Genomic DNA, 26,343 nt, shown 5'->3' with positions numbered 1-26,343 from the left:
GACTAATTCCGCATAGGGCGCCGCGCTTTACCCCTAAAATGCGACCCTGTGGATAACTCAGCCAGGGAATGCCTTCACCATGAACATCGAACTCCTAATCGCCGGCATCGTCGTGCTGATCATTGTTGTCGGCCTCGTCGGCTGGATGGTGGGCGTCTACAACGGCCTGGTGATGCGGCGTAACGATGTGGACAAGGCTTTCGCCAATATCGATGTGCTGCTCAAGCAACGGGCGGATCAGATCCCGGATCTGATGCGTGTGGTGCAGACCGCGATGAACCATGAGCACGCGCTGTTTACCCGCCTCAGTGATGCGCGCCAGCAATACCTCAACGCCAGCAGCCTGAATGACAAGGTCGAGGCGTCCAACCAGTTGAATGCGGCGCTCAAGTCGGTGATTGCGATGGCGGAGGGTTACCCGACGCTGATTTCCGGTCCCAACATGGTCGAGCTTCAGCAGGCGATCTCGGCTGTCGAAGAGCGCATCGCTGACCGTCGTGAATTCTTCAATGAGTCGGTCAATCTCTACAACATCGCTATCGCGGTGTTCCCCGACCTTTTTTTCGCGCGGATGCTCAGCTATCAACGCATTCCGCTGCTGGCCATCAGTGCCGAAGAAACCCGTTACGAAGGCGTAAAGCTTGAGGTGCCGGGGGCATGAAAACCACGCAGGCGGGCGAAGATAAAAAGAAGTCGCGTTGGAAAACCCTGTTGGCGCTGTTGTGTCTGGCAGGGTTGGCCTGCTTGTTGGTCTACGCGCCGATGACCGTGGTGGCGATGTTTTTCCCGGTATTCGCCCTGGTGTGCCTGCTGGCCAGCTTCGGCCCCAACTTCTACAAGACCGAACAACGACTGGCCACCAGCCAGATACGGTCGCTGGCCATGGGCCTGGTAGAAATCCGTGGCAAGGTGATTGTGGATAAACCGCTGGTGTCCCCGGTGCACGGCAAGCCCTGCGCGGGCTACGTGTGGATCATCGAAGACGGCGAAAAGGACGACGACGGGCGCTGGAGTTGGAGCCGGGCCAAGAGCGAGGCGCGCTGCAACGACTTCCGTGTACAGGACGCCACGGGAGAAATCCGCGTCATCGCCGAAGGCATCGACCTGTTCGGCAACAAATCACCGGACGACTATGAATCGATCGGCAGCTCACGCCGCCAAGGCGAAATCCTGCTGGTCCAGGACTTGGACGTGATGCTGATTGGCGACGCCTGCGAGCGCGATGGCCAGACCGTGATCGCCCAGGGCAAACAGTCCAAGGCTGTATTCGGCGTGGCACTGACCGAGGATGTGGAAAACCGCCGGGTACTGGCACCGTTGTGGCGTGTCGGTAGCTTCTACGGCGCGGTGGTGGCGATGCTCGGGGTTGGCGTGATGGCCATGACCCCCGCGCATTTTGCCCAATTGCAGTTGCCGGGCCCGGACACTTATCAACAGATGGAATCACTTGGGCCTGTGTATAAGCTGCTGGCCTGGCTGTACCGCGAGGGCGGTTTTCCGATCCCCTTCATGGCCGCGTTCGGCTTCATGCTGACGATTTTCGTGGTGTTGATATGGACCCGGCTGTTGCTGCCCAAAGGCATGCGCCTGGCGGTAGGCCGTGTGCTCGGCGCTTGGATGGCGTTGGGCATGGTGATTGGTGGCGTGGTCACCCTGCTGCTGTTCGTCGCCCATGTGGATGCGTTGAAACAGTTTCTGGTGTGGATGCTGATCCTGCTGGGCACCCTGGTGTTCTCGCTGTTTGAGCAGCGCAAAATGGGGGCTGCGTACAGGCATTTTGCCAAACGGGTGAGCAAGGGTAGTTTCAGCGATGAAGATGCCTGATCAGGGCACAAACTCCACCTTCAACCCTCGACTCGTACTGCGCCCCTGATCATCACTGACCCGCAACCGATACTCCCCCGACTTGTCCGGTCGCCAGTTCAGCGTGCTTTGCGGCGGGCCCTGGCCGATCAAGGTTTGATCGGCAAACCAGTACAGCGTCGCTGCGTCGCTGGCGGCGTTGGCATTCAGCGGGATGCTTTCCTGGGGCTGGGACAGGCGCAATTGATAGCTCACCTGGGTCAGCGGCGAGCGGATCTGCGGGGCTTCGCTCTGGTCACTGAGGCGGTTGGGCTGGCAGTTTTTCATCACGTTGGGCGGCGTACGGCGCGGCAGGCCGGCGGCGCGGTACAGGCGTTGCACGTCGCTGGGCCAGAATTCGAAGACCTCTTCACGGGTGTATTGCGCGTCGAACGGCGGGCAGGCGGCCTTGCCGGTGCGGGTGTCGATCAGCACCGGGCGGTGCAGGTTGGACACGCGAATCGGCGACACGCCGGGGATGTACCAGGTCTTGCGAGTTTGCGGGCACCAGCGGTTGGGTAACTCGCCGGACGCGGCGCAGACATCGATGCGCACCAGCCCGGCGGGCGGTTTGTCGGCCTTGATGACCACATTGGGCAACGCCAGGGGCAGGGCGTCTGCGATGCGAAAGAATAAGGGCGCGGCAGTCTTGGCACCGATAAATGCTGGGTTCGGCCGGCCATCGAAATTACCCACCCACACCACCAGCACGTAGGGGCCCACCAGTCCTGCACTCCACGCATCATGAAAACCCCAGGAAGTGCCGGTTTTCCAGGCGGTGCGCCAGTGGCGTCCGGGCAGGCCATCCGGGCGAGGGTTTCGGCGCAGCATATCGCGCACCATGAACGCTGCCTGGGGCGTCAGCAGTGGGGCGCCGGTGGTCTGGGGCTGTTCCTGCAAGTAGCGCAATGGCCGCAGATGCCCGTCCCCGGCCAACATCACGTACAGACGCGCCAATTCTTCCGGGGTCATTTCACCGCCACCGAGGGCCAGGGCCAGGCCGTAATGGCTTTCGTCACGCAGGCCTTTGATCCCGGCGCGTTGCAACAGCCCATACAAAGAGGGCGACTTGACCTGGCTGGCGAGCCACACCGCCGGGATGTTGCGACTACGGATCAGTGCGTCTCGCGCGGTCAGTGGGCCGACAAAACTACCGTCGAAATTTTCCGGCTGGAAGTAGCCGAAGTTACTCGGCAGGTCCTTCAGGATGCTCATGGGGTGAATCACCCCTTGGTCCAGCGCCAGCCCGTACAGGAACGGCTTGAGCGTCGACCCTGGCGAGCGCCGCGAGAGCACGCCATTGACCTGGCCGTGAAGGCTTGTGGATAAGTAGTCCGCCGACCCGACCAAGGCCTTGACGCTCTGGTCGCGGCTGTCGATCAGGATCGCCGTAGCGTTTTCCACACCGGTGCTGCGCCGTTCGGCGATGAAGCCGGTGATCAGGCGTTCGAGCAATTGTTGCAGCGGCAGGTTGAGGGTGCTGTTCAGCTCATTGCCGGGCTGGGACGCCAGCAGTTGTTCACTCAAATGCGGCGCCAGGAACGGAATCTGCTGGCGGTTGCGTGCTTCCAGGGGCAAGTCCAACAAGCTGTCATTGCGTGTGTCTTGTGGATAAGTCTCGCGCCAGTCAGCCATCAAACGCTGCCGCGCCTGTTGCAGCGACGGGCCGAAGCGTGCGCGTCGCCCCGGTTGCTGCGGAATCACCGCCAGCGCCAGCGCCTCGGAAAGCGACAACTGCGTCGCCGACTTGCCGAAGTAAATACGGCTGGCCGCCTCGGCACCTTCGATATTGCCGCCCATGGGCGCCAGGTTCAGATAGGCCTCAAGGATGTCGTGCTTGCTGTAGCGCGCCTCCAGCCACAGCGCCAAGGCCATCTGCTGCAACTTGCCCGGCACCTGGCGGGTGTTCAAATTCCACAGGCGCCGTGCCAATTGCATGCTCAAGGTCGAGCCGCCCTGGCGCTGGCCACCGCTGTAGGTTGCCATGGCCGCGCGCAGTAACGCCGGGGGATTGATCCCCGGGTGCCAGTAGAAATTGCGGTCTTCCTTGAGCAGCAAGGCTTCGACCAATGAAGGAGAAATCCGCTCCAACGGTAGCCAAAGACGGTATTGCCCGTCATCCGCCAAGGTCATGCGCAGCAGCGAGCCGTCATCGGCCAACACCACACGTGATGACGTGACGGTCTGCTCCAGCGGCGCATGGGGCCACACTCGCAGCCCCACCAGGATCACCGCCGCTGCGAACAGCGGCAGTGTCAGGCGCTTAAGGCTTGGTAATTTCAAGCTGGCCTACTTTGCCGCGCCCTTGCAGGGTGGTTTCGTACATGCCTTCGGCGTAGGCCGGGGGCGTATTGAAAGTGCCCGCGTTGGTAGCGCGAACGCGGTACACGAAAGTGCCTACATCGCGCAGCGCGGTGCCGTACAACACCACTCGATCATCACGTACGTCCACGTACTCCGGCTGCCAGTTGCTCAGCTCGGTTTCGCCGATGGGGGCTTGCCAGCTTTCTTCTTCCTGGCTGTCCTCTTCCACGTACTCGGACTCTTCGCCTTCCTCGCTGCTGGCGGCTTCCGGCTCCGGCTGCAAGTTATACACAGGCTCGACGCCACCCGGCAGCAGGTCGACCACGGCCACTTGTTGCACCTGGTCACGGTCGGTCGCGCGCAGACGCAGGCGCACCAGGAACTCATCACCTACCGCGACCTTGCTCACCGGCTCGCCCTTGAGGTCGAGGTATTCGTGGATGATCTCCAGGCCATTGGTGATCGGCTTGAGCTTGGTGCCCTTGTCGAAACCGGCTTCGCTGAGCATGAAGAACGCCGCCGGGCCGTCGGATTTTTCCATCACCAGCTTCTGCGTCGCACCCGGCACGGCGGCGCGGGGTGGCTGACCGGCCATCTCCAGCAATTGCTGCTGCTTGTCCCCCAGCCAGGCCGTGGCCTTGAGGGTCATGTCGCTTTGCGCACGCTGGCCGTAGTTATCCAGGGCGCGCAGCAGCAGGGCCGCCGACAGCGAGTTGTAACGCTGCTCGTTGAGGCGATTACCGAGTTTATCCAGCAGCGCTGTAGGCACATCGTCCATCAGCTCTGGGAAATGTCGCGCCAACAGGTGCAGGTGTTCGGCGTCGTGCACCAGCGGGTCGTAGTACAAACCGTCGCTGTCCCACTTATCCACAAGCGAGCGCCAGGGGATTTTGCGGAACAGCCTGTCAGCCTGGCGATCCTGCTTGAGCAGCTTGTAGCTGGCCGCCAGGTAAGCGGCGCCCAGGTCGTTCTGCCAGCTGTCCTTGAAGTAGCCCTCGTAGCGCTCGCGGATATCGCTCAAGGCGCCGCTTACCAGAATCCCCTGACGGCTTAGCAGGTAACTGGCGTAGGCGCGATTGCGCAATTCCGACAGGCCTTCGCTAGGGCCATTGGCCAGGTCTGTCAGATACGCATTCGAACGCACCAACAGGTCTTCCGGCACCGGTAGGCCACGCTCCTTGGCTTCGATCAGGAAGTCGGTGGCGTACAGGCTGGCGTACGGCGCCACGTCCGGGTTGGCCGCCCACAAACCAAAGCCGCCGGCCTGGTTCTGGCGCTGGCGCAGCATGCGCACCGCACTGCCGAAGGCTTGATCGGCCTCAGGTGCGTTGCCGCCCCAGATCAACGCCGGCATGGCCTTGGACACCAGTTGCTCGGTGCAGGCGTAGCCGTAATCGTCCAGGTAATGCTTGAGGCCGTTGGCCCACACCAGTGGCGAGGCCGCCACGCCCAACTGTACGTCGCGCAGTTGGCTGAACAATTCGCGGGTAGGTTTGAGCTCTTTGCTGGCGCTCTCAAAGCGACCCAGGCTCAGGGCGACGCGATGTTCGCTCAGTGGGCGGATCGAAGTGGTTTCGGCCACCTGGATGTGTTTGCCATCCGGCAGCACTGCGACAAATCGCAGGTCCGCCGAACCCAGGGTCTCGCCAACCTTGATCTTGAACTCGGCGGTGCCTTCCTTGCGCGGTTGCAGGGACAAGGTGCTGCCCTTATCGCCCTGTACCTTCAGGCCATCGCTGGTCTGCAGTTCAAACTTCACCTCTGCCGCCGCGTCGAGGTTGCTGAACACCCCGGCGCTGACGTTGAACACATCCCCCGGCGCCACAAAGGCCGGCACGTTGGGCGTGATCACGATCGGGCCGCGCACGTCGGTATTGGTTTCGCTGACGCCGACACTGTCGTTATCCACAGCCACCGCAAACAGGTGCAGCTTGCCGTTGAAGCTGTCCGGCACCTGGTAATGCAGTACGGTTTCGCCAGCGGGCAGGTCGACCAGTCCAGACCACCAAGCCACAGGCGGCTGGTGTTTACGCTTGAACGGGTTGAGGTGATTGGCCAGGGCGCCTTCCGTATCGCCACCGGGCGCTGCCCCACTGAGCAGACGGCTGAATTCCGGCAGGATCAGGTCAAGGATCTGACTGGTGCGGACCTCCAGCGCTCGCTTCTGGAAGAAGAAGCCCAGCGGATCCGGCGTCTGGTAGCGCGCCACTTGCAGGATGCCTTCGTCCACCGCGTACACCACCGCACGGCCTGGGCGGTCGGCGTTGACCTTGATGTCGAGCATCTGCCCCGGCTCGATTTTCGCCGGGCCTTCAACCTTCAGCGCCATGCGCCGCGCATCCAGGTTGATGCTAAAGGGCACCACGCCATAGGACAGCGGGCTCATGTACACCTCGGCCGAGCCCATGTCGCGCACAAACTGCACGTTGACGTAGGCATTGCCTTCAAGCCCTGCAGGCACGCGGATATGTTGCACGCTGTTGGTGCTGTCGGCCTTGAACCATTGCTGGGTGTAGACCTTGTCCCGCTCGATGGTGATCAAGCCGGCACCGGTATACGGCGCGCGAATGCTGATCGCAATTTCATCACCGGTGGCGTAGCTGCGTTTATCCAGTCGCAGTTGCAGCTCGGCATTGCGTTCCAGCGAGCGCGAGGTGTTGCCTCGTCCGGCCACGCTGTAGTCGATCTGGTTGAGCAGGTTGCCGTTGGCGTCTTTCAATTGCAGGGTGAAGTCACCCGGTGTGCCGGTGTTCAAGGCCTGCTTGGCGCCTTCCTGGGTCATCACGAGCGGTGAGGCCGGCTGGCTGATGTTCTTGATGCGCGACTCGTACTTGTAGGTGCCGTTGGATTGTTTCACCAGCACCGACACATACCGATGCTCGACCACTTCAGTGGTCAGGCCGTCCACCGCCAGGGGCGAAAGGTCCGGCGCGACGGCCAGCCATTGCACCTGGCGAGGCGCATCCTTGGCGACGTACGACAGCGAATCCTGACTTTTCACACCCACAAGGTAGGGCGCGGACGACACCAGCAAGGCGCTTTGCGCCGCTACATTGCGACCGCCTTCGGCTTCGAACACCTGGCTCATCACCTGCAGGCGATAGGTGCTATTGGCGAAGCGTTGCAGGTTGAGGTCGAGCACGGCCTGGCCGTTATCGTCGACGGTGGTTTCGGCCAGGTCTTCCGTGGTGGCGTCTTCCAGGGAGTCGTTGAGACGGAAACGGTAATCCGGGTAACGATCAAACGCCGCGAGCGTCGGGCTCAGGGACATTTTGGCTGTCACACGACGGCCGGACGCCGGGGCGCCAAACAGATGCATCGCGGTGATCTTGGCCACCACTTGGTCCGGTGGAATCCAGCCTGGCACAGGCGTGTCGTGCAAACTCAGGCTGACCTTCATGCGGTCCGGTTCGAAGTCACGGACCTTGAAGCTCACGCTGCCCAGGTCGGTGCGGGTCTGCTTCTGGCCGATCAACTGCAAGGTCGCGGTGTATTCCCCGGCGGGGGCGACTTCACTGCTGGGGAAATCAAAGGTTTCAAAACCGCTGGCGGACAGCTTCAACGGCTGGCGAATCACTTCCAGGCCACGGGGGTCGGTGATTTGCAGCTCAACCGGCAGGCCCAGCAAGGCGCCTTTCCAGTTGCCGCTGCGCACGATCATGCCCAGGTGCGCGGTTTCGCCCGGACGGTACAGGCCGCGGTCGGTAAACAGGTAGGCGCTGAGGCGATCAATCGCACCGTCTTCTTCCAAACCGCCTACATCGAAGCGCGACAGATCCAGTTGCTGGGACTGACGGGCGATCGGCAAAAACGACTGGTCATTGCCGCGAGTGACCACATACATCAGCGGCGTTTTCTCACGGCGCAGTTCATCCAGCTTGGCGAAGTGTGCGTGGCCTTCGGCGTCGGTGCGGCCACTGCTCACCGGCAGACCGTTACGCCCAATAATGTCGACTTGCGCGTCGGACACCGGCGAACCGTTGCCGATGGACTGCACATACACGTCATGGCTGCCATCGCTGGAGCGCTTGGCGATGATGCCCAGGTCTGTCACCACGATAAAACGCAGGTCGCTGGTGCTGCTGCGGTCGTACTCGAAAGTGCGTTGGGCCGGGTCATCCTGCGGGCTCAACTTGAGTACGAAAATCCCGCGACGGCCGCCATTTGCGGTGAGGTAGTGGCTGAGGTCCACGTTGTCGTAGACGGTTTTCGCCGGGTCATTGGATGACAGCGGGATATCCAGAGACTGACGCTCGACCATGCGATCGAAATATTCGTTGCCGAAGTTCGGCCGGGCAAAGCTGCCGCTGCTTTGGTCCACCAGGTGTTGCAACTGGTTGGGCAGCAGGCGGGCGATTTCCACATGGGCGCCAGGTACACCGCGAGCCATGAAGCCCAGGCGTTTTTCGCCATTAAGGCTGAGCAAGGCGCCGTCAGACAGGAACTGCAAGGTGCGTGGGTAAGCCGGCATGCTGATCAGCGACGCCGTAGGATTCTTCGCCAGGTAGCCGCCGATGGCTTCCAGGTTGGCGGGGACTCGCACATACACCGCGCGCCCGGCCGGGGCCTTGAATTTGAAGGCGTGCAGGGTATTCAGCGGTTCGACGCTGGGCACATGGGTCAGGTTGAGCTTAGTGCTGCGGGCGAGCAGGGCGTCGTCGATGTCGTTGCTGCTGTAGGGGCGCGTGTCGTCCTGGGCTTTTTCCGGCAACAACCAGGCCTGGACCTTACCGGCGATGGTCTCGTCGGCGACGGCGCTGGAACTGCTGAACATTAACACCGGCTCTGGCTCACCCCGTGCGTTGTCGACAAAACTCACTTCGGCGCCGGTGAAGGTCAGGCGATAGCGGCCGGGCACGGTGACTTCCGACACCAGCGGCGCGGTGCTGGCGTTGCCGCCGTCGCGGGCCTTGATGCCTTCGTCGAGCTTGGCGCTGACGGGCGTGCTTTCCAGTGGCGTGGCCAGGGCGGCGGAGCGCACGTACGCGTTGAGTTTTTTCTCGTCGAAGGCGATTTCCGGGCGGTTGGGCAACTGGGCGTCGCGGTAGGCCAGGCCTTTACCTAGGGTTACCGTGACGCGCTTGCGTAGGTTGTCTTCATCCACCGGGTGGGAAAAATGGAAGGTCGCCACCAGCTGTTTCAGCGTCGGGTTGGACGGGTCCTGGTACAGCTCGTTTTGCGCCAGGGTGGCGCGGAACGGTTGGGTGGAAAACTGCGTGCTGTACTGGTCGAGCAACACGCCGTCGGCGAGCAGGTTTTTCTTCGCCATGTCCAGGGTGTAATGGGCGTCGATGGGCCAGTCTTTTTCCGGCACGAACAACAGGCTGCGGTCATCCGCCCAGCGCCAGGTGCCCGCCACCGTAGGTTTAAGGGTAATACCCTCGGTGACCGGTTTGCCGATGGCCGACAACGGAGCCACGGATTCGCCAAAGCGCACCTGCAAGTTATCCACAACCGGCGTTTGCTGGGTGTAGTCGGTAAGGTTGGGTTTGTGCAGCGAGTAGCTCGCGGTATGCGGCTGTGGCAGGTTGGAGTACCAATGCCAGCCGTAGAAACCGGCGGCGGCCAGCAATACCAGGCCCACTAAGCCAGCACCGGTTTGACGCGGATAAGCGCGCGCCTTGCTGCCCAGGTTCGCCAGCCCACGCCCGACTGCACGCAGCCAGAGCGGCGGATGCCATTGACCAAAGACGGCCCCCACCACAGTCAATAACGCACCGACAATACGGCGGCTGATCGCTTTGAACGAATCGAACATGGTGAGCATCCCTGGCTAAGTGCGGCGTATCTTACACGCGTCTTTGATACAAAAGATGACGCCGATACGCTGCACCGCTAGTCGTGTTGCACAAAAGTGAGACGCACCGCAAAACCGATCAAAAGACTGCCGAATAGCCATTGCTGCACACGCTGCGCCGAGCGATTGCGTGCCAGCCACTGGCCAATGCGCACGCCGGCCAGGGCATAACAACAGTCGAAGACGAAACCGACTGCGACCAGAATCACCCCCAGCAAGGCGAATTGCGACGCCACCGGTCCGGCTTGCGGGTTGATGAATTGCGGCAGCAGTACCGAACAGAACAGCAGTGCCTTGGGATTGAGCAGGTTGGTCAGCAAGCCACGTTGCAGCGCGGCACGCCAGGCACGCGTTGTAAGGGTGGCGTTGGCCGTATCGAGCGTCGGCAGCATATTTGCCCGCAGGCACTGCACCCCCAGCCACAACAGATAGGCCGCGCCGCCCAGGCGCACTACATCAAAGGTCCAGGGCGCCACCTTGAACAAGGTCGCCAAACCCATGCCCGCCAGCGCTACATGGCAGGCGCGGGCCAGTCCCAGGCCAATCGCTGTGGTCAGCGCCAAGGCCTTGCCCTGGCGCGCGCCGGTCTGCAGCAGCAGGATCATGTCCGGCCCCGGCAGCAGGTACGCCACCGAAAGAGCCACCAGAAATAACCAGAGTTCCGCCATTTTCCACCCCCTTGTGTGTCGGCCAATTTTAGGGCCGAAGGGCGGGGCAGGTGCTTGCTTAGTCAGCCAGAAAAGCGTCTAGTCTTGGCACTATCTGCCACTTATTACTCTCTAAGCCATCCACTTATGCCAAATCTGAAACTCGATGCTTTTGACCGAAAGATTCTCGAAGCCCTGCAGCGCGACGGCCGCCTGAGCAATGTGCAGTTGGCCGACGAGATCGGGTTGTCTGCCTCGCCCTGCCTGCGGCGCGTGCGCCTGCTGGAAGAAGCCGGCGTGATTCGCGGCTACCAGGCCACGCTGGATCGCGATGAAGTGGGCCTGGGGATGATGGTATTCGTGGGCGTGAAGGTGGAGCGGCATAACGACACCGAAGCCAACGCCTTCCGCGAGGCGGTCACGGCGTTGCCAGAGGTGATCTCGGCGTTCCTGGTGTCGGGGGAGTCGGACTTTCTGTTGCAGGTGGTGGTTCCGGATTTGCGCGGCTATGAGCGGTTCGTCACGGGTAGTTTGCTGAAGCTGCCGGGGGTGAGGGATATCCGCAGCAACTTCGCGATCCAGACCGTGAAAACCCCAGGGGCATTGCCACTGGGGCATTTGCCGGGTTAAGCGCTTGTGACAAGCTCCCTCGCCACAGGGGCACAGCGGATTCACGATTCACCCTAACGTTGCCCGTTATCCTCAAGCGGCGCGTCAACTGCGCACGAATGCCGACAGTAGCGTGTAATCATTGTTGTCGGCAGCGCGAAGCGCTTGGATGTAGCGTTGGCGCACTTCATTAGCGGTCACCAAGTTACCGCGACCCCAGGTGAAGGGAGCAAGACCACATTGCCTCAGTAGGCAGTCTGTCATGAGGCGAGCATGTCTACCGTTGCCATTCGGAAAGGCGTGTAGCCAAACAAGTCGGTGGTGAAAGCGCACGGCAACCTCTTCTGACGGGAAGACATTGTGTTCCAGCCAGTAAGTCATGTTGTCGAGCAACTGTCGTAAGTTGACCGCGATCTGCGTCCAATCACAGCCGATATTCTTATCGGATTTGCGGAAGGTGCCGGCCCATTTCCAAGTGTCGTCGAACATTTTCACGTGAAGCTCACGGCAGAAATGGTCGTTCAGTACATCCAGCTTTTTTTGCCGCGCTATCCAACGTGAGGCTTTGAGGATGTTCTGCGCTTCCCATTCATCCAATTCGCCCTGGTTGGCGATATGCCTCGGTTTCAGGCCAGCGACTTCGTCGGGATCGAGAGGCGTTTGGCCTGGTTTCAGTTCCAGTTCTATTGCCATAGGCGGGCCCACGAACCGTCGAGTAGTTCTCTGCGGCGTTCATCAATCTGACGTTCGATGAACGCATCAGAGGGGCGTTGGTCTTCGAGGCTCATGGAGTGTGCAACGCCTAGGATTTCTTGCTTCGCCATGAATTCGGCGCGGTCTTGGATGACTTCGTGCAGGGGCTTCTTGGGGACCAGGCCGTAGACGAGTTCACAGTCCAGTGCTGCTGCTAGCTTTCTTAGCTGTGCGAGTGATATCCGATCTTCAGCCTCGGAGCGCTCGGACTTGGTCAACGTCCCTGAGGATACGCCGGCAATTTCGGCCTGCGTTTTTAATGAGCGGCCTAATGATTCTCGGATAGCCCGCAGCCAACCGCCTGGCGGAACAGCCGCATTTTTAATGGTATTAAACGGCTCAATGGCACGTTCTACTTGAGAAAGGCGCAGTTTGTAGAGCTTGGAAGCACTCATGGTAAATGACCCCTTGTAAGCCTATAGGCTATCAATTTCTTGATTAATATTAGCCTATAGGCATACAAATAAATCAAAAAATAAGCCTATAGGCTAACAAAATACATAATTTTGTTTGCCTATAGGCTTACAAATTCGTTCAAGTTGTTAATGGCAACGAAATTTACGTCCACCAATACCGCACAAGATGAAAGAAGATCGGCGCCGCAAAGCACACCGAATCCAACCGATCCAGCATCCCGCCGTGCCCTTCGATCATATGGCCCCAATCCTTCACGCCGCGATCGCGTTTGATCGCCGACATCACGATGCCGCCGGCAAACCCGAGCAGGTTGATCAGCAGCGCAATCAAGAACGACTGCCACGGGTTGAACGGCGTGGTCCACCACAACGCCGCGCCGATCAGCGACGAGAGCAGGATGCCGCCGACAAAGCCTTCCACGGTTTTCGACGGTGACAGGTTCGGCGCGATCTTGTGCTTGCCGAACAATTTCCCACACACGTACTGCAAGACGTCCGACAGTTGCACCACGATCACCAGGTAGGCAATCAGCAGCAGGTTGCGGCCTTCGTAGCCGGGGATGTCGAGGGTGAGCAGGGCGGGCACGAAAGACACACAGAACACTGCGATCATCAGGCCCCACTGTACTTTCGACGCGCGTTCCAGGAAGTGCGTGCTGTCGCCACCCAGGGAGGCGAGGATCGGCAGCAGCAGGAACACGTACACCGGGATGAAGATCGAGAACAGCCCGTACCAGTCCGAGTAGATCAGCAGGTATTGCAGCGGCAGCGCCAGGTAGAACGCGGCCACCAGCGCCGGGTAGTCGCTGCGGCGGGTGGGGGTGAGGGTGAGGAATTCGCGCAGGGCGTAGAACGACACTGCGTAGAACAGCAGGATCACCGCGCCGGTGCCGAGCCAGAAGGCGATGCCGATGACCACCACCATCACCCACCAGGCGTTGATGCGCGCATTGAGGTTGTCGATGACGGCATTGGGGCTGCCACGGGTGCGCAGCTTGAGGATCAGGCCGATCAGCGAAGCGAGCACCAGGATGGCGCCGATGCCGCCGAACAACATCAGGGTTTGGCTATCCATGTCAGACAGGCTCCGGGGCAAGGGCGAGCAGGGCGTCGCGGGTGCGGGCGAGGAAGGCGGTTTTGTCTTCGCCGTCTTCCAGTTGCAGCGGCGCGCCGAAGCTGGTGGTGCACAGCAGGGGCAGCGGCAGCACGCGGCCCTTGGGCATGACCCGGTTGAGATTGGCGATCCACACTGGCACCAATTCGGCCTGTGGGTAACTTTTCGCCAGGTGATACAAGCCACTTTTGAACGGCAGCAAGCCGTCTTCAAGGTTGCGTGTGCCTTCGGGGAAGATGATCAGCGAATCGCCGCCTTCCAGGGCGTTGAGCATGGGTTGCAAAGGGTTATCCACAGGGTCCTTGCGTTCGCGGTCGATCAGCACGCCGTTGAACACTCGGTTGATGATGTAGCGACGCAGGGCACTTCTATTCCAGTAATCGCTGCCGGCCACCGGGCGCGTGAATTTGCGCAGGTTCTGCGGCAGCGAGGCCCACAGCAACACGAAGTCTCCGTGGCTGCTGTGGTTGGCGAAGTAGATGCGTTGCACCGGCACCGGCGCGCAACCGAGCCACAGGCTGCGGGCGCCGGTGACGGTGCGGGCCATGGAGGTAATCAGCGTGGCGACCACGGGTTCGAACATGGGGATTCCTTATCCGGCGAAAGGCAGCCAAGGGCTGGCGAGGATCACGCCCAGGGTCAGCAGCGCTTGCGCGCCCAGCAGCCAGGCTTGTTTGCGCAACAGTTTGAGCGCGCCTCGACGGCGCTCGGTCCAGGGCCGGCCAATGCGCTTGGCCGATTGCAGGCCAAGGGTTTGCAAGGCCTGGTCGAGGTCCGGGGTGCGGTCGATGTCGCGGGCCAGCAGCGCGAACAGGTCGGCGTCGAAGGCCACGCGCAGCGCCCAGTACTTTTGCAGCAGCCCGAGGATAATCATCCACAGGCTCAGCAGCAGGCAGATCGGCGCAATACTGGCCATCAGCAGTTGGGCCAGGCCGAACAGTACGCCGACCAGGGTCAGGCCTGTGGATAACTGATCCAGCGAGCGACCTCGACGCAACAAGCTGGCGACAACCTGCAGTTCCATATCAGCGGGCATGGGGTAAACCCTCCAAAGCTTCACGGTGTGCGGGGTGCAGGACCACATCGGCCCGCGCTGTACGAATGATAGTCAGCGCATCCTCTATCGTCGCGGCGCGCCCGGTGTGCAGTAGCCAGGCCGCGACGGCGGTGGCGCTGCGCGAATAGCCAAGGGCGCAGCAGACCAGCAAGGGACCGCTAGTGCGCAAGCGTTCGATGGATTGCGCGGCTTGCAGGCATTCGGCGGGACTCGGGGCTATCAGGTCCAGTACGGGAATGGAATGGTAAGCGCGGCCCTGTGGATTAATCGGCAATTCGGCACAGAGATCGACGATGGCCTTGAAGGGTTCTTGCTCGCTCGTTGTAGGAATGCGCCCCAGCCAGACGTTATCCACAATCAGGTCCGGTTGTGGATGCTGGCGTGTCCACAGGCGCGAGTTGATCCAGGCCGCGGCCAGATAGGGCGCATACAGCCAACGCGCGGCAGGCGTCAGTTGGCCGTCGGCGCGTTTCTGGAAGCCCGCAGCGCTGAGCACGAAGTAATTGGCCTTGATCAAGGCGAGGGAAACCGCAGGCCAAAGTATCCACAACCATGCGCCACCCATCACAAGCGCAAGGATCGCCAGAGCCAAGGCGCCTACGCCATAGCGCACACCCAACCGCCAGCGCTTGGGATCCCGCGTCAGCCGTGCATTCAACAACGGGCTAGGGTGTTCCACCGGCCACAACCACACACACAGCCACCCGGCGAGGGCGCCTGTGGGTAAGTCGATAAAGTGATGTTGATAAGTGGTCAGCACTGAAATACCGATCAACGCGAACCAGCCATGCACCAGCCAACGCCAGAATCCCTGAGTATGGCGTTGGTACATGACCCACAGGATCACCAGCAACGCGATATGCAGGGACGGCGCCTGGTTGAACGGTTTGTCGAACCCCGCCAGCACCGCAAACAGCCAGCCGAACACGCCGTCCAGCTCCGGCCGCTCGAAGGTGAAGCGCAGCGGCCAGATCAGGAAGCAGCTCACGGCGATCACCTGGGCACTCAGCAAACGCAGCGCATGTTGCTTCAGTTCATGCCGGGTGTTGGGCAGCAGCAGGGAAAACCCGTAGAGCAGGTCGATGGACCAGTAGGGCACGATGGTCCAGGCCCAGAACGGCATATGGGTTTCCCAATCGAACACCAGCGTGCCGACGTCGCTGCGCTGGCTGGTGACCCAGGTGGCAAAGCCGTAGGTGCTGAAAAACAGCGGCGCCAACAGCAGCAGCCACAGGAACGCGGGTTTCAATAAGCCGGGTTCGCGCATGCTCAGATCTTCTGTGCCAGGGACACGGTGAAAATGCCCCACTCATCCACACGCTGGGTGATCTTGCGGAAACCGGCGGCTTCCACCAGTTGGTCCATTTCCGCCTGGCTGCGGCGGCGCATCACCCAGGCCTGGCCCTGGCGGTGACTGGTCAGCGCGCGGGCGATCAGCTCCAGCTGCGGGTGCCACGGTTGGCCGGTGTAGACCAGATAGCCGCCGGGTTCCACCGCTTCAGCGAGGCCCGCCAGCGAACCGCCGACCATGCCGTTATCGGCAAACAGCTCATACAGCCCGGACACCACCGCCAGCGTTGGCTTGGGTTCCAGCGCGGCGAGATCCAGGCGGTCGAATGCATCACCTTTGACGAACTGCGCAATGTCCCCCAGGCCTTTCTCGCGAATCAGCGCGCCACCGTCACGCACATTGATATCGCTGTAGTCGCGCAGCAGGATCGATTCCGGCAGCGGCGACACGCCCTGCAAGGCTTCGAGGATGTAGCGGCCATGACCGGCGGCGATATCCACGATACGCACTTCGCGATCTTCCCCGCGCAACTTGGCCATCGCCAAGCGCAACAGTTCTTCTACATTCAACTTGCGCTGGCGAATACCGCGCCAGCCGATGGAGTTGAGGTAGTTGGTGTCGATCATCCGCCCCAGCCTGCCCTTGCCGGTGGGGGTGTTGCGGTACACGTAATCGAGGGTGCTACCGGAGTCGAAACCGGTGTCGAAGCCCAGCTTCACACCGTCCGAGAGGTTCTTGCCCAGGCCCATGCTGGCGCGGGTCATGCGCCAGTACAGGTCGCGCAAGGAGTTGCGCGGTAGTGGCGCAGCGAGGGCTTCGGACTCGGCGCAAGTATCGCCCAGCTTGTCGGCGTCCAGCAATGACGCGCGGTCCAGCGGGTGTTCGAAGTTCTGCAGGATGAAACGCCGGGAGCTGCTCACGGCGGAGGCGCGGTCGCGTTCGCCCAGGGTGTCGTGGAAGAAACCGGGGAGAATGTGCAGCTCTTTTTTCAGGCTGCCGAGGCGGTCGAAAAATTGCTGCTGGGGTTTGCGGTGCACCACAAAGTCCGAACCCGAGATCAGCATCTGCGTCGGCACCTGGATCGCCTGGGCATCGGCGACAACCCGGTCGGCCGCTTCGTACAGGCCGAGCAGCACATTCACCGAGATTGCCTTGGTGATCAGCGGATCGCTGTCGTAGGACGCGACGCGCTCCGGGTCATGGCTGAGGAACTTGGCCTTGACGTAACTGTTGACGAAAAAATTGCCACGGAATTTGCGCATCAGTGCCAGGCCCGGCCGGGCGAATGGCACGTAGAGCTTGACCTTGAAGGCCGGGGAGGCGAGCACCAGCGCGCGGATTTTCGGAGCGTAGTCATGCACCCACGTCGCGGCAATCACCGCGCCGACGCTTTGCGCAATGACGGCGAAGTTGTCTTCCTCGATGCCATAGGTGGCGCCGATGTGGTCGCAGAAGGTCTGCACATCACGGGCGCTGGTGGCGAAGCTGGGGCTGTCACCGCGCTCGCCGGGAGACTGGCCATGGCCACGGGCGTCCCAGGCGAAGAAATCGAATTGCGGCAGGTTCAGCTCATCCACCAGGTGGGCGATACGCCCCGAATGCTCATGGCCGCGATGGAACAACACGATTGCCTTGCGCGGCCCGGAAGTCTGCGTGGCTGGCCAGTGCCGGTAGAAAAGCTCGACGCCGTCGTGGGTAGTGAAGGTGTGCTGTTGCTGTTCGCGCATCGCAAAAATCCTTATGCAATCGGTGAAGTTTCTTATTGTTCTTTGAGGCCCTGACGCACTCGGTTGACCAAGGTGTAGGCGAGCAGGGCGGCCACAAGCCACATCACCGTGTCGACCCAACCCGCGCCCAGCCAGCCCAGCGCCACGCCGGTGGCCAATACGCCCAATACGAACGCGCGATCGCTTTTGCCCATCGGCCCGTCATAGCGCCGCGATGCGCCCACCATCGGCCCCAGTACGCCGGCGTATTCGCTGAACACCGCCAGCAACGCCACCAGCAGCACCGGCGCCAGGCTCACGCCGGGGATCAGCGCAAACGGCAGGATCAGCGCACTGTCGGCGATCACATCGCACAGTTCATTCAGGTAGGCGCCCAGGCGCGACTGTTGGCCGAATTCACGGGCAAGCATGCCGTCGATAGCGTTGAGCGCCATGCGCAGGATCATCCACAGCGGGATCAGCGCAAACAGCCACAGGTGTTGGGCGAAGCTGGCGATCAACAGACCGACCAGCAAGGAAATCACACCGGCCAGCACGGTGATCTGGTTGGCGGTGGTGCCATTGTCATAGAGGCGCTGCACAAGAGGGCGCAGCAAGTTTTGAAAACGCGGCTTGAGCTGATAGATCGAAATCATGGGGAGTGACGCTTCCTTGTCCGTGGACCCGCGAAAAACTGTTCTGGAGTGTGCCCGATTCATCGTGGCCTGCACCAGTGATGGCGCGTGTTTCTGGGGGTTTAGTCACGGTCTGCTTCTAAGCAAACAAAAATTTCACGCCTTGTGTTATATCGTAACTAATTGTGTGCGAGTGGACATAAGTGGATGCAAGTGGATCTGGAAGCTGACGGCGCTTCGGTGGAAGGCCTTCCGCGTTTTCAACAGGGGTTGTTCCATGCCCGCCGATTGCGCCAGGCCGGTATCAGCCTGACGGTGTTGGCCGTGGCCGGCTGGGTGCTGGCGCTGTTTGTCGCGTTGTTTGCGCCGCTGTCGATCTGGCCGGTGGTGTTGATCAACTGTGCGTCGGCGTTGTTATTGTTGGTGGCCGGCTTGCAATCGGCGTGGTGGGTGGCGGATTGGCGTGCGCAGGCGTTGGAAGAACCGTCGGTTGATGTGCCGGTTGAAGACGCAAGCCGCTACTCGCGCCTCCTGGAGCGCTTTGGCAAACAGATCGGTACGCCAGTGTTGTGGCTCGGCGGCTGGTCGTTGCTGGCGTTGGTCAGCATTGTCGAGTTCTGGAACCTGGCGCTGCCCGCCGCCGCAGTCGGTCAATCGGCAAGCATCGGCGCCGCGCTGGCATTGGGGTTGGCGTTTGGTGTGCTGGTGTTTGAACGCCGTCTGGCCCAGGAGACCACCGCGCAATGGCCGGAAGCCTCGCAACTGGCGCAGTTGAGCCGGGTCGCGATTATTTGCCTGGTGGTCAGTGCGGTGTGTCTGCTGTTTGCCGGGGCCAACGCCGTTTGGCCCCTGAGGTTGGCCGTATTGATCGGCGTGCTGCCGGCGCTCGTCTCGCTGGAGTTTCTATTAAGAGCTGTGTTGTCCCTGTTCAGCCCACGTCAGCCCCGCGTCGAGCCGCGCTTGATGGCGCAAAGCTTTATCGCCGGATTGTTACGCTGGCCGCCGCAGCCCTTGCTCGCGCTGCAACATGAATTGCACAACCGCTTTGGCATCGACCTGCGCCAGATCTGGGCGTTTACCTACATGCGCCGGGCGTTCCTGCCGGTGTTGCTGGTGGTGCTGGCGGTAGGCTGGGCGCTCACTGGCGTGCACGAAGTGCCCCTGCAGGGCCGTGGGATCTATGAACGTTTCGGCAAGCCGGTGCAGGTGTTCGGCCCTGGCTTGCATGCCGGATTGCCGTGGCCACTGGGCCGCGTGATCAGTGTGGAAAACGGCGTGGTGCATGAACTGGCCACCAGCGTCAGCGAAGCCGCCACCCCAGAACTGGCGCCTGCCGAAGGCCCGGCGCCGCTGATCGCCAACCGCTTGTGGGACGCCAGTCACGTGAATGACAAGTCCCAGGTGATCGCCAGCAGCAGCGGCGACAAACAGAGCTTCCAGATCGTCAATATGGATGTGCGGTTCGTCTACCGCATCGGCCTCACCGACCAGGCCGCGCTCGCCGCCACCTATAACAGCGCGGACGTGCCGACCCTGATCCGCAGCACCGCCAGCCGCATCCTCGTGCATGACTTCGCCTCGCGCACCCTCGACGAATTGCTCGGCGAACAGCGCACCCGCCTTGCTGACGAAATCGGCCGCGCCGTGCAGGCCGACCTGCAAACACTCGACAGCGGCGTGGAAATTCTCGCCACGGTGGTGGAGGCGATTCATCCACCTGCCGGCGCCGCCAACGCTTATCACGGTGTGCAGGCTGCACAGATCGGCGCCCAGGCCCTGATCTCCCGCGAGCGTGGCGCGGCCAGTGAGCAAACCAACCAGGCGTTGCTGCAAGCCAGCACCGCCCGCGACCAGGCCACGGCCACGGCCCGTGAAGTGAACGCGGGCGCGCAAGCGGCCAACCTGCGCTTCACCGCCGAACAAAAGGCCTACGCCACTGCCGGGCAGGCGTTCGTTTTGGAACAGTACCTCGGCCAACTCAGCCAGGGCCTGGCCCACGCCAAGCTGCTGATTCTGGATCATCGCCTGGGTGCCGACGGCGCGCCGACGATTGATCTGCGTTCTTTTACCTTGCCGGCCGATCCTTCGGTGCCGCGTAAAGCCGTTCAATAAGGAGTCTGTCTGTTGAGCGCTCATTCTCACGATCACGGTCATCACGGCCATCACCACCACCATCATCACGGTGACGAACAAGCGGCCGGCCCGTTCCCCTGGCGGCGTATGGCCTGGGCGCTGTTGCTGGTGCTGTTTGCGGTTGCCGCCGCCAGCCTGGTGCAGGTGCGTTCCGGCGAGGCCACGGTGATTACCCGTTTCGGTAACCCGTCGCGGGTGCTGTTGGAGCCGGGCCTGGGCTGGCGTTGGCCGGCGCCGTTCGAAGCGGCGATCCCGGTGGATTTGCGCCTGCGCACCACCTCCAGCGGGTTGCAGGATGTGGGTACCCGCGACGGCCTGCGCATCATCGTGCAGGCGTACGTGGCGTGGCAGGTGCAGGGCGACGCAGACAACGTGCAGCGCTTCATGCGCGCGGTGCAGAACCAACCGGATGAAGCGGCGCGGCAGATTCGTACCTTCGTGGGCTCGGCGTTGGAAACCACGGCGGCGAGCTTCGACCTGTCCAGCCTGATCAACACCGACGCCAGCCAAGTGCGCATCGCTGATTTCGAGGCGCAGTTGCGCCAGCAGATTGATCAACAATTGCTCACCACCTACGGCGTGCGTGTGGCCCAGGTCGGCATCGAACGGCTGACCTTGCCGTCGGTCACCCTCACCGCCACCGTCGACCGCATGCGCGCCGAGCGTGAAACCATCGCCACCGAACGCACCGCCGTGGGCAAGCGCGAAGCCGCGCAGATCCGTTCAGCCGCCGAGCGTGATGCGCGCATCGTGCAGGCCGATGCCACGGTGAAGGCTGCCGATATCGAGGCCCAGTCGCGGGTCGAAGCGGCGCAGATTTATGGTCGTGCCTATGCGGGTAATCCACAGCTGTACAACCTGCTGCGCTCCCTCGACACCTTGGGCACCGTTGTTACACCAGGCACCAAGATCGTCCTGCGCACCGACGCGGCGCCGTTCCGCGCCTTGGTGGATGGGCCGAAGGACGTCCAGCCATGACGATGCGTGACAGCCCGGACAGCCCCTGGATCCAGGCCGGGCGCCTGACCTTCCTGGCGTTGTACGCGGTGACGGTATTGGCGGCGTTGGCCTGGGCGTTTTCCAATGTGCGCCAGATCGACCCGCAGAACCGCGCGGTGGTCCTGCATTTTGGCGCCCTCGACCGTATTCAGAATGCCGGGCTGTTGCTGGCGTGGCCGCAGCCGTTCGAGCAGGTGGTGTTGCTACCGGCAGCTGATCGGGTGATCGAACGCCGGGTGGAGAACCTGCTGCGCTCCGACGCGGCGGTTCAGGCCGACCGTGTGGCCAGTTTCGCCACGCCCTTGAGTGATGCGCTGGCGGGTTCCGGTTACCTGCTGACTGGCGATGCCGGCGTGGTGCAACTGGATGTGCGGGTGTTCTACAAAGTCACCGAACCCTATGCCTTTGTGTTGCAGGGCGATCATGTGCTGCCGGCCCTGGATCGACTGGTGACGCGCAGCGCCGTGGCCCTCACCGCGGCGCGGGACTTGGACACGATTCTGGTGGCGCGACCTGAACTGATCGGCACCGACAACGGCGCCGCCGAGCGCCGTGAGCGGTTGCGTGGCGACTTGGTGCAAGGCATCAATAAACGCCTCACGCAATTGGCTTCTACGGGGTTGGGATTGGGCATCGAAGTCACCCGTGTCGATGTGCAATCGAGCCTGCCGGGCCCAGCAGTCAATGCGTTCAACGCCGTGCTGACCGCTAGCCAGCAAGCCGACAAGGCCGTGGCCAACGCCCGCACCGACGCGGAAAAACTCACCCAGGCCGCCACCCAGCAGGCCGACCGCCTGGTGCAAGTCGCCCACGCCCAGGCCAGCGAACGCCTGGCCAATGCCCAGGCGCAAACCGCGACGGTGGCCAGCCTGGCCCAGGTGAAAGACCCGGGCTTGCTGCTGCGCCTGTACCGCGAGCGCCTGCCGAAAATTCTCGGCCAGGCCGGTTCTGTGACCACGGTCGATCCGAAAGACGACTCCCGCTTGATCATCCAGGGAGCCGAACAATGAGCGCACCCATGCTGACCTCCGCCGAACAGCGCAGCGCTGCCCGGCAATTGACCCTGGCCATGCTGGCCTTGGGGTTGCTGGTGCTGGGCCTGGTATGGCGCTGGCTCGCGCCCGACCAGACCGGCGTAAGCCAATTGCTGCTGGGCGTCGCGTCCTTGCTGGTGGCCGTGCCGGTGATGCGTTCGGCCTGGTACAGCCTGCGGTTTCCGAGTTTGCATGGCATCACCGATCAGTTGATCGCCCTGGCCATGCTCGGTGCCTGGGCCACAGGGGATCTGCTGACGGCGGCGTTGCTGCCGATCATCATGATCTTCGGCCATGTGTTGGAAGAGCGCAGCGTGATCGGTTCCCAGGAAGCGATCCACGCGTTGGGCAAGCTGACGCGCAGCCACGCGCGCTTGGTGCAGGCCGATGGCAGCATTGTCGAAGTGGATAACGGCACGCTGAACACCGGCGATGTGGTCGAGGTGCGGGCCGGTGACCGGGTGCCCGCCGATGGCGTGGTGCTGTCGGGCCAGGCGAGCCTGGACACCGCGCCGATTACCGGTGAGTCGGTGCCGTTGGAAGCCAGTGTGGGCGTGCAGGTGTTTGGCGGGGCGATCAACCTGGATGGCTTGCTGCGCCTGCAAGTGACGCGCACGGGCAATGAATCCACCTTGGGCAAAGTCATCGCGCTGATGCAGAACGCCGAGCGCGCCAAGCCGCCGATCACGCGGCTGCTGGAGCGCTATGCCGGCAGCTATATGGTGCTGGTGTTGTTGCTGGCTGCGGTGACCTGGTTTGTGACCAACGACGCCCAGGCGATGCTCGCTGTGCTGGTGGCGGCGTGTCCTTGCGCGTTGGTGTTGTCGGCACCGGCCACGGCGATTGCGGGCATCGCAGTCGCGGCGCGGCATGGGATTCTGATTCGCAGCTCGGCGTTTCTGGAAGAGCTGGCAGACCTGACCTCATTGGTGGTCGACAAGACCGGCACGCTGACCTTCGGCACCCTGCGCCTGCAATCCATCGAAACCACCGCGCCAGATCGGCAGGTGTTGCTCAATCTCGCGGCCAGCCTGGGCTCCGCGAGCAGCCATCCGGTCAGCCGGGCGTTGGCGGGGTTGGCAACGCAGGAACAACTGCTGGCGTTGACGGATATTCGTGAGCGTCAGGGGCTTGGTGTCGTGGCGCAGACCGCGCAGGGCGAAGCGGCCTTGGGTCGGCCGGAATTGTTCGAGCAACTGGGCATCGTCACCACCGCCGTGCCGAACCACGATGGCCCCATCGCCGGGCTGGCGCTGAATGGGCAGTTCCTCGCCTGGTTGCTGCTGGCCGACAGCGTCAAGCCGGAGGCTCGCCAGGCGCTGCAAGAACTGCGTGATCTGGGCCTGGGTCGCCAACTGCTGCTTACCGGCGATCGCCAAAGCGTGGCCAACAGCCTGGCGCTGGAGGTCGGCATCAGCGATGTCGAAGCCCAGGCCTTGCCGGAAGACAAGCTCAACCGCGTGTTGGGTGAAATCGGCAGCGGCTTTCGCCCGATGGTGGTGGGGGATGGCATCAACGATTCCCTCGCGCTCAAGGCCGGTGTGGTCGGCGTGGCCATGGGCGCGGGTGGGGCGGACATCGCCTTGGCGTCGGCTGATGTGGTGTTGATCGGCAGCGACCTGCGGCGCCTGGGCACCTGCGTGCGCTTGAGTCGCCAGTGCCGGCAGACCTTGCAGGTCAACGTGATCATCGGCCTTGGGTGGACCCTGGCCATTGTCGTGTTTGCCGCGTTTGGCTGGTTGGGGGCGGCGGGCGCCATGATTGCCGCGGTGCTGCATAACCTCAGTACCTTGTTGGTACTGGGGAACGCCGGACGGTTATTGCGCTTCCAGGAGCCCCTTTTGAAGCTCGAAGAATAATTTTCAGAAATATTTGCACAGCGCTGTAACGCGGCTGAGGGGCCTCACTCTAGTGGGGTGTCGAGACTGAACAATCCGTTCAGACCGACACCCCTACGATCATGAGGAATACAACAATGAACATCAAATCCGCTGCTGCTGGCGCCGCTCTCGCAATGGCCGCTGCCACTATGTTTGCCGGTGTTGTCACTCAAGCTCAAGCCGCTGACACCGCTGTTCACTGCTACGGCATCAACGCGTGCAAAGGCCAGAACGACTGCAAAACCAAGGACCACGCGTGCAAAGGCCAGGGTTCTTGCAAAGGTCAGGGTTTCAAGGCAATGGCCAGTGCCGATGCCTGCACCAAGGCTGGCGGCACAGTCGGCGAATAACCGACCGCCAAGTGCACCCGCAGCGGTCGCCCCCACCGCTGCGGACACTTTCCCAGGAGTGTCTTATGCCTACCTCTCTTCCGAGCCTCGGTTACGGCCTGGGTTTACGCAGTGAGTACTACCAACAGATCCTTGAACAATCGCCGGCGGTGGATTGGTTCGAAGTGATCTCCGAGAATTACCTGGTCCAGGGCGGTAAAGCCTTGTATTACCTGGATGCGATAGCCGAGCGTTATCCCCTGGTGATGCACGGCGTGTCCCTGTCCATCGGCGGGCCCCATGCCCTTGATACCGATTACCTGAAACAGATCCAACAACTCGCCGAGCGCATCCAGCCGGCATGGGTTTCCGATCATCTGTGCTGGAGCCGTGGCAGCGCCCACCAGTTGCATGACTTGCTGCCGCTGCCTTACACCGAAGAAAGCCTCTACCACGTGGCCGCCCGTGTGCGCCAAGTGCAGGACGTGCTGCAACGCCCGTTGGTGCTGGAAAACGTCTCCAGTTATGTGCGCTCGAAGGCGGATGAATTCACCGAGTGGGAATTTCTCAATGCCCTGGCCCACCTGTCGGGCTGCCAGCTGTTGCTGGACGTTAACAACGTGTACGTCAGCTCGCGCAATCATGGCTTTGACGCCTGGACGTTTATTCGTAACTTGCCGCCGGAGAGCATCCGCCAGCTGCATCTGGCGGGGCATATGGACTATGGCGATTACGTGGTCGACACCCATGACCATCCGGTGTGTGATCCGGTGTGGGCGCTTTATCAACAGACGCTAGAGCATCTGGGGCCCGTGTCGACGCTACTGGAACGGGATGACCATTTCCCACCCTTTGAAGAACTGCTCACCGAACTGAGCAAGGCCCGTGAACTGGGCGCGACCGCCCTGGCCAGGAGACAGCTATGCGCCTGACAGATTGGCAACTGGCCTTCGAGCAGCACCTGTTATCCGAAACGCCAGTGGCGAACAGTGGTTTCGCCGCCACGTTGCTGGGCGGGCCGACGCTGGATGTGGACACGGGCCTGGCGATTTACCACAACGCCTACCTCTCACGGTTGCAGGAAGTCTTGCGGCATGACTTCAGCGCCCTCCTATATTGGCTGGGCGATGACGAGTTTGCCGCGCTGACCGAAGCCTACCTGCGGCGCTACCCCTCGGCCCATTACAGCCTGCGCTGGCTGGGCGAGCGTTTCCCGGTGTTTATCCTTGAGCATCTGGTGGCGGAGCAGAGTGCGCCATTGGCGGAGTTGGCGCGGTTGGAGTGGGCATTCACCCTGGCATTTGATGCGCCGCAGGGCGAACCACTGACGCTGAGCGACATGGCGTCGTTGCCGCCAGAGGCGTGGCCGGTGTTGCAGGTTTCCCTGGCGCCGACGGTGCAACCGCTGCTGTGCCACTTCAACAGTGTCGCGATCTGGCGTGCCAGCAAGGACGAATCCGACTTCCCCGACAGCCACACGCTGGACCCGGCGCAGACGTGCCTGGTGTGGCGCCATCAGAATGTTTGCCATTACCGCAGCCTGGAACCCGCCGAGGCCTCTGCCCTGACGGGAATGGCGACCACCGGTTGGAGCTTTGCCGAACTGTGCGCCGAGTTGGCAGTCACTCATGCAGAGGGTGCGCCACTGCAGGCCGTTACTTGGCTGAAGCAGTGGGTCCAGGACGGGTTGCTCGAGCGCCGGGCCCCATAGAAGAGCGCTATCAAATCGATAGCCTCCTACTTTGTCTTCGGATGGTCTAACCTCTCAGCAGACGTCTGAAACAAGGGGGGACTACT

The 26,343-nt window shown here is 62.0% G+C and carries 21 protein-coding genes; 10 read left to right on the top strand and 11 right to left on the bottom strand.

Translation table 11 applies throughout. The features are described 5' to 3' along the window. Positions 1-79 precede the first annotated feature (79 nt). Positions 80-661, top strand: a complete 582-nt coding sequence (locus tag ACP7EW_RS18125; protein WP_426218711.1) for a LemA family protein — start codon at positions 80-82, stop codon at positions 659-661. Then, positions 658-1,824: a hypothetical protein gene (locus ACP7EW_RS18120; RefSeq protein WP_426218709.1), complete on the top strand. Its 1,167-nt coding sequence runs from the start codon at positions 658-660 to the stop codon at positions 1,822-1,824. The genes ACP7EW_RS18125 and ACP7EW_RS18120 overlap by 4 nt, the downstream gene beginning before the upstream one ends. Here the strand turns inward: ACP7EW_RS18120 and pbpC are convergent, their stop codons facing one another. From pbpC to ACP7EW_RS18105, 3 genes are all read right to left on the bottom strand, one after another. Then, positions 1,825-4,125 (bottom strand): penicillin-binding protein 1C, encoded by a 2,301-nt coding sequence (gene pbpC / locus ACP7EW_RS18115; RefSeq protein WP_426218707.1) that lies wholly within the window; start codon positions 4,123-4,125, stop codon positions 1,825-1,827. It abuts the gene before it with no gap. After that, positions 4,106-9,904 carry an alpha-2-macroglobulin family protein gene (locus ACP7EW_RS18110; RefSeq protein ID WP_426218705.1) on the bottom strand — a complete coding sequence of 1,933 codons (5,799 nt, stop codon included), beginning with the start codon at positions 9,902-9,904 and terminating at the stop codon, positions 4,106-4,108. The genes pbpC and ACP7EW_RS18110 overlap by 20 nt, the downstream gene beginning before the upstream one ends. A gap of 77 nt (positions 9,905-9,981) precedes the next feature. Beyond that, the gene (locus ACP7EW_RS18105) at positions 9,982-10,611 is read right to left on the bottom strand and encodes a LysE family translocator (RefSeq protein ID WP_426218702.1); all 630 of its coding nucleotides are present in this window, start codon (positions 10,609-10,611) and stop codon (positions 9,982-9,984) included. A gap of 135 nt (positions 10,612-10,746) precedes the next feature. Between ACP7EW_RS18105 and ACP7EW_RS18100 the strand changes: the two genes are divergently transcribed. After that, positions 10,747-11,220, top strand: a complete 474-nt coding sequence (locus ACP7EW_RS18100) for an Lrp/AsnC family transcriptional regulator (protein WP_025854407.1) — start codon at positions 10,747-10,749, stop codon at positions 11,218-11,220. A gap of 84 nt (positions 11,221-11,304) precedes the next feature. Here the strand turns inward: ACP7EW_RS18100 and ACP7EW_RS18095 are convergent, their stop codons facing one another. The 8 genes from ACP7EW_RS18095 to ACP7EW_RS18060 form a co-directional block, all read right to left on the bottom strand. After that, positions 11,305-11,892, bottom strand: a complete 588-nt coding sequence (locus ACP7EW_RS18095; RefSeq protein WP_426218700.1) for a mobile mystery protein B — start codon at positions 11,890-11,892, stop codon at positions 11,305-11,307. Then, a complete protein-coding gene (locus tag ACP7EW_RS18090) occupies positions 11,883-12,347 on the bottom strand; it encodes a helix-turn-helix domain-containing protein (RefSeq protein ID WP_033897219.1) in 465 nt (154 codons plus the stop codon). Before ACP7EW_RS18090 ends, ACP7EW_RS18095 begins: the two co-directional genes overlap by 10 nt. Positions 12,348-12,510: 163 nt before the next feature. Beyond that, positions 12,511-13,443 (bottom strand): phosphatidate cytidylyltransferase, encoded by a 933-nt coding sequence (locus ACP7EW_RS18085; protein ID WP_010207670.1) that lies wholly within the window; start codon positions 13,441-13,443, stop codon positions 12,511-12,513. 1 nt (position 13,444) lies between these two features. Further along, the gene (locus tag ACP7EW_RS18080) at positions 13,445-14,065 is read right to left on the bottom strand and encodes a lysophospholipid acyltransferase family protein (protein ID WP_426218698.1); all 621 of its coding nucleotides are present in this window, start codon (positions 14,063-14,065) and stop codon (positions 13,445-13,447) included. Between the two features lie 9 nt (positions 14,066-14,074). Continuing rightward, positions 14,075-14,518 (bottom strand): hypothetical protein, encoded by a 444-nt coding sequence (locus ACP7EW_RS18075; protein ID WP_033897222.1) that lies wholly within the window; start codon positions 14,516-14,518, stop codon positions 14,075-14,077. Beyond that, positions 14,508-15,806 (bottom strand): phosphatase PAP2/dual specificity phosphatase family protein, encoded by a 1,299-nt coding sequence (locus tag ACP7EW_RS18070; protein WP_426218695.1) that lies wholly within the window; start codon positions 15,804-15,806, stop codon positions 14,508-14,510. Before ACP7EW_RS18070 ends, ACP7EW_RS18075 begins: the two co-directional genes overlap by 11 nt. A 2-nt stretch (positions 15,807-15,808) precedes the next feature. Further along, positions 15,809-17,557 carry a bifunctional alpha/beta hydrolase/class I SAM-dependent methyltransferase gene (locus ACP7EW_RS18065; protein ID WP_426218693.1) on the bottom strand — a complete coding sequence of 583 codons (1,749 nt, stop codon included), beginning with the start codon at positions 17,555-17,557 and terminating at the stop codon, positions 15,809-15,811. A gap of 32 nt (positions 17,558-17,589) precedes the next feature. Further along, on the bottom strand, positions 17,590-18,192 hold the full coding sequence (locus ACP7EW_RS18060) for a CDP-alcohol phosphatidyltransferase family protein (protein ID WP_095014071.1): 603 nt from the start codon (positions 18,190-18,192) through the stop codon (positions 17,590-17,592). 186 nt (positions 18,193-18,378) lie between these two features. On the opposite strand from ACP7EW_RS18060, the gene hflK (ACP7EW_RS18055) reads away from it, so the two are divergent. The 7 genes from hflK (ACP7EW_RS18055) to ACP7EW_RS18025 all read left to right on the top strand — a co-directional run bounded on the left by hflK (ACP7EW_RS18055) (position 18,379) and on the right by ACP7EW_RS18025 (position 26,257). Beyond that, complete coding sequence (gene hflK / locus ACP7EW_RS18055) at positions 18,379-20,283, top strand: protease modulator HflK (RefSeq protein ID WP_426218690.1); 1,905 nt, start codon at positions 18,379-18,381, stop codon at positions 20,281-20,283. 9 nt (positions 20,284-20,292) lie between these two features. Beyond that, positions 20,293-21,282 carry a protease modulator HflC gene (gene hflC / locus ACP7EW_RS18050; protein ID WP_426218865.1) on the top strand — a complete coding sequence of 330 codons (990 nt, stop codon included), beginning with the start codon at positions 20,293-20,295 and terminating at the stop codon, positions 21,280-21,282. Then, complete coding sequence (hflK, locus tag ACP7EW_RS18045) at positions 21,279-22,313, top strand: protease modulator HflK (RefSeq protein WP_426218687.1); 1,035 nt, start codon at positions 21,279-21,281, stop codon at positions 22,311-22,313. Before hflC ends, hflK (ACP7EW_RS18045) begins: the two co-directional genes overlap by 4 nt. Beyond that, positions 22,310-24,196 (top strand): cation-translocating P-type ATPase, encoded by a 1,887-nt coding sequence (locus ACP7EW_RS18040; protein WP_426218685.1) that lies wholly within the window; start codon positions 22,310-22,312, stop codon positions 24,194-24,196. The genes hflK (ACP7EW_RS18045) and ACP7EW_RS18040 overlap by 4 nt, the downstream gene beginning before the upstream one ends. A 116-nt stretch (positions 24,197-24,312) precedes the next feature. Further along, positions 24,313-24,567 (top strand): hypothetical protein, encoded by a 255-nt coding sequence (locus ACP7EW_RS18035; protein WP_426218683.1) that lies wholly within the window; start codon positions 24,313-24,315, stop codon positions 24,565-24,567. A 65-nt stretch (positions 24,568-24,632) separates the two neighbouring features. Further along, entirely contained in the window at positions 24,633-25,478 is an 846-nt protein-coding gene (locus ACP7EW_RS18030) for a DUF692 domain-containing protein (RefSeq protein ID WP_426218681.1), read from the top strand. Further along, on the top strand, positions 25,469-26,257 hold the full coding sequence (locus ACP7EW_RS18025) for a DNA-binding domain-containing protein (RefSeq protein WP_269132355.1): 789 nt from the start codon (positions 25,469-25,471) through the stop codon (positions 26,255-26,257). Before ACP7EW_RS18030 ends, ACP7EW_RS18025 begins: the two co-directional genes overlap by 10 nt. Positions 26,258-26,343 lie beyond the last annotated feature (86 nt).

This window comes from Pseudomonas sp. DWRC2-2, from assembly GCF_049897885.1.
Taxonomy (GTDB): Bacteria; Pseudomonadota; Gammaproteobacteria; order Pseudomonadales; family Pseudomonadaceae; genus Aquipseudomonas; species Aquipseudomonas azotoformans_A.
Note: the sequence above shows the minus strand (reverse complement) of the source record. Positions and strands in the feature narration are given on the sequence as shown.